Annotated in this window: 5 protein-coding genes and 1 tRNA gene; 5 read left to right on the top strand and 1 reads right to left on the bottom strand. The window is 60.4% G+C overall.

The genetic code is table 11. From position 1 onward, the window contains the following. Together ACR0NB_RS10540 and ACR0NB_RS10535 are read left to right on the top strand one after the other, a co-directional pair. Positions 1-86, top strand: an 86-nt coding sequence (locus ACR0NB_RS10540; RefSeq protein WP_217359872.1) for an EF-Tu C-terminal domain-related protein, incomplete at its 5' end; no start/stop codon positions are given. A 177-nt stretch (positions 87-263) separates the two neighbouring features. Next, a complete protein-coding gene (locus tag ACR0NB_RS10535; RefSeq protein WP_480775613.1) occupies positions 264-527 on the top strand; it encodes a hypothetical protein in 264 nt (87 codons plus the stop codon). Here the strand turns inward: ACR0NB_RS10535 and ACR0NB_RS10530 are convergent, their stop codons facing one another. Then, the gene (locus ACR0NB_RS10530) at positions 528-1,232 is read right to left on the bottom strand and encodes a lysophospholipid acyltransferase family protein (protein ID WP_480775612.1); all 705 of its coding nucleotides are present in this window, start codon (positions 1,230-1,232) and stop codon (positions 528-530) included. It lies immediately after the preceding gene. Positions 1,233-1,376: 144 nt separating this feature from the next. Between ACR0NB_RS10530 and ACR0NB_RS10525 the strand changes: the two genes are divergently transcribed. The 3 genes from ACR0NB_RS10525 (at position 1,377) to ACR0NB_RS10515 (ending at position 6,654) form a co-directional block, all read left to right on the top strand. Further along, a tRNA-Trp gene (locus tag ACR0NB_RS10525) sits at positions 1,377-1,452 on the top strand. Between the two features lie 204 nt (positions 1,453-1,656). Then, entirely contained in the window at positions 1,657-4,971 is a 3,315-nt protein-coding gene (locus tag ACR0NB_RS10520) for an AAA family ATPase (protein ID WP_480775611.1), read from the top strand. Between the two features lie 123 nt (positions 4,972-5,094). Continuing rightward, on the top strand, positions 5,095-6,654 hold the full coding sequence (locus ACR0NB_RS10515; RefSeq protein WP_480775610.1) for an FAD-binding oxidoreductase: 1,560 nt from the start codon (positions 5,095-5,097) through the stop codon (positions 6,652-6,654). Positions 6,655-6,674 lie beyond the last annotated feature (20 nt).

Genomic DNA, 6,674 nt, shown 5'->3' with positions numbered 1-6,674 from the left:
TCGCCATGGAAAACGGTCTGCGCTTCGCCATCCGCGAAGGCGGCCGCACCGTCGGCGCAGGCGTCGTGTCCAAAATCATCGAGTAAGGCGCATCAGCGCATATTGATGGAAAGGGCGTCCCTTGGGGCGCCCTTTTTCTTATTGGGAAGCCGATCAGACGGTTCCAAGTCTGCCAGTGTTTTCGATTTGATGGTGCCCCCGACCCTCGGCTTGAGAAATCTTAACCTTCCGCCCATCTGCTCCAGAAGCTGAACGTCTACCTGATGTGCAACGCCGAAAGCGACCTGTGCACGCTCGGCAGAATGCCCGAACAGCAGGAGGACGCGATGTTTGGCTTTGAGTTTCTGAATTACGGGGCGCAAATCCTTCACAACAAGGACCTGGAAGATATGCGCGAGGCCATTCTCAGCGATGATAGTCACGAAGTCGACTGCGCCGTCAGCGATTTTTGCCGGGAACGCAGAAGGCTTGGGGGCAAGCAAACCGGCGCCCCGCGCCGTGACTTTGCCGGAAAGCAGGCGGGCTGATCAGAGCTTTGGTTCCCACGGGGCGCGACCGACCATAAGATCGGCCTCGGCGGTGATGTCATTCATGTGCTTCTCGAGGCTTTGGCGCAGTTGCTCGATCTGTTCGTCCGAGGCCATGCGGGGTACGGTCTCAGTCCATTCGCGGCACAGAAAGACGCCTTCGTTGCGCCAGGGGCGCGGCAGCAGCAGCCGGTCCCAGGTGCCCGCCTCACGGCCATGGCGGGCCGAATAGGTGATGCCAAAAATGCGTTTGCCCGAGCTGCGCGCCCAGACCAGCGGGACGGTCGAGCACACCCGTTCCGGGCCGCGCGGACCGTCGGCAGCTATGCCGATCGATATCCCCTGTTTCATCTTGCCCAATACTTCACGCGACAGGGCCACGTGACGCTTGTGGCTGGACATGGCGATGGTGTCCATGCCGAAGAGCTTCTGCACCCGGCCCACCATGCTGCCGGCGCGCGCGGCCGATGTGATCGAGCAGATGCGCCCCTTGTCCAGCGGAAAGAAATAGGGCGACTGGGCCAGCCGCTGGTGCCACAGCACGACGATGACCGGCTCGCCCTGTTCCGCGAGCTTGTCCAACTCATCATAGCCGATCCGCTGCCATTTGGTGTTGCGATGGACCATCCTGATGTAGCTGGCGATGCGGCGCGCGGCCCAGTTCAGGGTTGTCTCGCTGTCGGCAATCTTCTTGCGAAGGCTCAAGGGTAATTTCCTCTCGGTGGGCCGAACCTTGTCTTATAGAACTGCACGACGCACGCAACTTCTTTGTCGATTGCATATGTGTCCGAGAAACTGAAAAAGCCTCTTGAGTCCGTCGCGCCGCTGGCATATCTGATGGCGCACCACAGGGGTATAGCTCAGTTGGTAGAGCGACGGTCTCCAAAACCGTAGGTCGCGGGTTCGAACCCTGCTGCCCCTGCCATTCTCCAAGCAATTCAGCAATGCTGCCTCCACGGTCAACCGTGCTGCGCCGGTTTGGTTCGCCAAACCTCTTGACGTGCGGGTAAAGAACGAAAAGGCTGTTCAGTCAGTTGGATAATGAACGGGCCACGGTTCGCGACGCGCGATCTGCGCGGGGTGGACCGAGCCAAAACAAACCGGCGTTGGACAGGCCGTTGGGGGAGAAATGACGGATATCGCCGCTTTTCTGGAGAAGTTGGGGCTGTCCAAATACGCCCCCGCCTTCGCTGCGGCAGAAGTGGCCTTGTCCGACCTCGTTCATCTGTCCGAGCATGATCTGATCGATCTAGGGCTGCCGCTGGGTCCCAGACGTCGCCTGATCGCCGCAACCGCGCGTTTTGCCCAGGACACGGCCGGTGACGCCGTGCACACTCGCCGACAGGGCAAAATAGTGGCCGAGCGCCGGCAGTTGACGGTCATGTTCGTTGACCTCGTCGGCTCGACGGCAATGTCCGAGCGCCTGGATCCGGAAGACCTGGGCGAACTGGTGCGTCGATTCAAAGAGACTTGCACAACCGCCGTCTCGAAATTCGGTGGTCACATCGCCTGTTTCATGGGGGATGGTGCGATGATCTATTTCGGCTATCCGCACGCGCAGGAGGATGCGGCCTCGCGCGCGATCGAGGCCGGGTTGCAGATTTTGGACGAACTCCCCGCGATCGACCGAAAGGAAGAGCTGCAGGCGCGGATCGGAATCGCCACGGGACTTGTGGTGGTCGGCACCATCTATGGGGACGGGTTGCGGGAAAACGACGTGGTCATGGGGCGGACGCCGAATCTGGCCGCCCGCCTGCAGGGTCTGGCCGAACCAAATTCGCTGATCATCAGCCCCTCGACACGCCGCCTGATCGGTGGCGCTTTCCGGCTGAAGGATGCCGGCAGGCATGTTCTGAAGGGGTTTGCGGACGAGATTCAGGCCTGGACCGTGGAGGGCACCGCACGGATCGAACGGCGGTTCGAGATCAATCCCGAAGCGGGTTCCGGCCGTCTGATCGGGCGCGGCTCCGAGTTTCGCAAGCTGTGTGACAAGTGGAACGAAGCCAGTCACGGGGCGGGTCAATCCGTTCTGATCTCGGGTGAAGCGGGGATCGGAAAGTCGCGGCTGATCGAAGGGTTGGCGCACGAGTTGCAGGGTCAGGACATTCTGCGTCTGAATTTTCAATGCTCGCCGCTGCACTCAAGCAGTGCCCTCTATCCGATCGTGCAGCAACTTGAACGTTCCGCCGGGTTCGCGCCGGCGGATACGGACGCCCAAAAGCTGGACAAGCTTCTGCCGCTGCTGCGGTACTTGACGTCCGAACAACAGCGCCTGATTGCGGATCTGTTGAGCATCGATGCCGATGATGCATTGGGACCCTTGGATCTGCCGCCGCAGGTCAAGCTGGAAAAGACGCTGGAAGCCGTGACGCAGCAATTGGTGTCGATGGCCCGAAGCAAACCCGTCCTGTTGCTGTTCGAAGATGCGCATTGGGTGGACCCGACCACGCTTTCGCTGACCGACAGGGTGATCGAGCGGATTCGTGACCTGCCGGTTCTGATCGTAGTTACGGCCCGGCAGGGATTCGACCCCAGCTGGGGGCACCACCACAATACGTTGCACATCCCCCTGACCCGATTGTCGAATGCCGAGGTAGCGGAAATCGTCACGGATGTTGCGGGGGGCAAACCTTTGCCGGGACCGGTCTGCGACCTGATTGCCGCCAAGACCGATGGGATCCCGCTCTTTGTACAGGAGGTGACGCGCGGCCTTCTGGAATCCGGCCAGTTGCGGCTGACCGAAGATGGCTATGTCCTGCGCGGTCCGCTGCCGTCGCTGTCGGTGCCCAGCACGCTCAAGGATTCGCTGATGGAGCGTCTCGACCGCCTGGGTATGGCAAAGGACGTGGCGCAGACCGGTGCGGTGTTCGGGCGACGCTTTTCGGTGGCTCTGGTTGCGGCGGTCTCAATGCTGCCGGCAGCCTCGATGCAGGCCAGCCTGGAACAATTGGCCATGGCGGGCATCATCCAGCGGCCACCGGACGGGGCCGAGGACGAATACCTGTTTCGCCATGCTCTGATCCGGGACATGGCCTATGACAGCCTTCTGCGGTCCGAGCGGCAGGTCTTGCACGACCAGGCCGCAGGTGTATTGCTGGACCAGCAACCCTATCTTGCACAGACCCAGCCCGAAGTTCTGGCCCAGCACTATACGCTGGCAAACCGACCCGAAGAGGCCGTTACCCATTGGCAAAACGCCGGTCAGAGAGCGATCGAGCGGTCGGCTCTGTCCGAAGCACTGACCCATTTGTCCAAAGCGCTTGGTCTTGTGTCAGAGCTGCCGAAAAGCCACGACCGCGACTTGCGCGAGATTGATCTGCAAGTGCTTCGGGCGGGTGTACTGCGCTCGACTGACGGGATTGCGGGCGAAGCGACAGGCGAAGCTTATGGCCGGCTGCGCGAGCTGTGCCGTCGGGCCCGCGAGACGGAACGCCTGTTCCCGGTTCTCAATGGGCTTTATGCGTTTCACCTTGTGCGGGCCGAGTACCGCCTGGCCGGTGAGGTGGCGGACCAGATCCTGGACCTGGCCGAAGTCAGCGGCCGGACCGAGCACCGGATGGTAGGGCACCGCGCCATGGGGGCCGTGCAACTGCACATCGGCAATCTGACCGATGCCAGAGCGCACCTTGAGCAGGCCTGGACCCTTTACGATTTCAAAACACACGGGAAGCTGGCCTATGTCTATGGCACTGACCATGCGGCCATCACAGCCGGTTTTCTGGGGGTCTGTTACAGCCTGATGGGTGAGCCTGCCCGTGCGCAGAAGGTTCAGGCGCAGGCTCTGGACTGGGCCAATGAGTTGCAACACGCGCACAGCGTAGCCCAGGTCCTGACCTATACGTGCATGGTCCATCTGTTGCACCGCGATATCGATGCCCTGATCGCGACCGTCGCACCGCTGGAGGAGATTTCTCGCGAGCACAGGTTGGCCTTCATGTCGATCACGGCCCGCATGTGGCTCAGTTGGGCGCGGGCGCACCGGACCCCGGACGCCGAGCACATCGCGGCCCTACGGCAGGCGTCGGATGACTGGTGGTCCAGTGGCGCCGGAAACTACAAAAGCTTCTTTCTGTCGCTGATCGCGGAACTTCTGGTGCGTGCCGGGGGGCTCAAGGCCGCCAAGCAGGCGCTGACGCAGGCCGAACTTTGGCGCAAAGACACCGACGAAGGCTGGGCCGATGCCGAGGTTTTCAGGGTCCGCTCGTTGCTTGACGATAATGAGCGGAAAGATCCCGAACCGATGCTCAAACAGGCGGTGTCCGAGGCGCGCAAATGCGGGGCCAGCCTGTTCGAATTGCGCGCGGCCGTTGAGCTGACGCGCTGCGTATCCAAAACCGGGGGGCGGCCGGGGCCATTGCTGTCCGATGCCCTGGATCGTTTCGACCCAAAGGCCGACATCCCTGAATTGCTCGAAGCCCGGGCATTGCTTGAAACGATCTCTTGACCGGCACGGAAGCTTTCTGCCAGCTTGGGACGGGCAGAAATGGGTTGATGGAAAGACCGTAATACGTGCGCGCAGTGTTTTCTCCCTGCGCGTTCTGCATGTTATGCCAAGGGAGCGTCCATCATGCGCAAGATAAGCAAGACCATTCTGGCCAAGGATCGGGTCGCCTCCAGCCGAACGGACCTGTCGCTGCAGCGCTATCATCCGATTACGCCCGAGGAGATACGGGAGTTTGAAAAAGGCCTCGTTGGATCGGTCGTTTTGCCGACGGATCCGAACTACAACACGGATCGTCAGCTTTGGAACCCGGCCTTTCAGGACTACCCGGAAATCATTGTCTATTGCGAAACCATTCAGGACGTGCGGGCCAGTCTGGCCTTCGCGCGGGCCCATGATCTGTGGGTGGTCAGCCGATCGGGCCGGCACAGTACGGCCGGGTACTCGGTCAACAATGCGATGGTGCTGGATACCAGCAGGATGTGTTACGTGACGGTCGATCCAGATACCCCGATGGCCTATGTCGGCCCCGGTACCCCGTTCAAGGTCCTGAACTCGGTGCTGGATTCCTATCATCTGCACGTGCCGGGTGGCGCGTGTCAGGATGTCTGCGTGGCCGGATTCATGATGGGCGGAGGATACGGGTTCACGTCGCGCCTGTTCGGAATGGCCTGCGATAATGTCCTGGGCGTGACGGTGATGCTGTGGGATGGCAGTATCGTAATCGCGGATGACACGACCAACCCCGATCTTTTCTGGGCGATCCGGGGAGGCACCGGCAACAACTTAGGGGTGCTTCTGGAAATCCGGTTCAAGCTGCACAACCTGTACGAAGTTTGGGGCGTTCATATCAAATGGCCGCTGGACAGGGCTGCCAAGGCTTTGGAGTTTCTGCAGGCCAACTACATGAAGGACGGTCTCTCGGACAAATTTGGGGCCTACATCTTTCTGGCTTATCAAGGAGACCAGAAGGTTCTCTTGGTCTCGGCCCTATATCACGGGCCCGAAGACGAAGGGCGCCGGGTCATTCAGCCGCTGTTGGACGAACCCATTGGCGGCCACATGGAAAACAGCAAGACAGGGACCTACCAGCAGATCAATTCCTGGCTGTATGACGAGAAATACGACATCCCGGTGGTCCCGGATCAAGCCCGCGAAGACAAGCAGGGCGGGTACATCGCCCGCCAACTGTTGCAAGATGAATGGCAAAGGGTCGTCGATTATCTGGACAGCACGCCAAACGACTACGGGGCCGTGGCGATCGAGCCGTATGGCGGGGCGATCAACCGAATGCCGGTTGGCAAACAGGGAAACGCCTTCATTCACCGCGACGTGTCGATGAATTTCTACGTTGACGTGTTCTGGTTGTCCGAGGATGAGAAAGACGTCGTGGTCCCATGGCTGGATGGGTTCATGCAGATGATGACGGACGAGGGCTTCTTCATCGATCGCTGCTATCAGAATTATCCGCGGCGCACTCAGTTGAACTATCGTTGGCTCTATTGGGGCGACAACTTCAACTCACTTCTGTTCGTGAAGCAGAAATTCGACCCCCATAACTTCTTTCGCTACCAGCAGAGTATTTCTCCGGTTCCTGACGACGCGCCGCCGGACATCATTCGGGACAAGTCGACTCCGTTCTTCTCGGACCCGACGATCACCTATCAAAGCTATTCGTACCCCTGAAAACGGGTTGCGGACCGGCA

This window comes from Ruegeria sp. CG3 (genome assembly GCF_056537205.1).
This window is presented reverse-complemented; position numbering and strand designations above follow the sequence as displayed.

What these genes read in the sequence shown, in the direction of transcription:
- ACR0NB_RS10535 (WP_480775613.1), top strand. Translation starts at nt 264, where the DNA reads ATGTGCAACGCCGAAAGCGACCTGTGCACGCTCGGCAGAATGCCCGAA.
- ACR0NB_RS10515 (WP_480775610.1), top strand. Translation starts at nt 5,095, where the DNA reads ATGCGCAAGATAAGCAAGACCATTCTGGCCAAGGATCGGGTCGCCTCC.
- ACR0NB_RS10520 (WP_480775611.1), top strand. Translation starts at nt 1,657, where the DNA reads ATGACGGATATCGCCGCTTTTCTGGAGAAGTTGGGGCTGTCCAAATAC.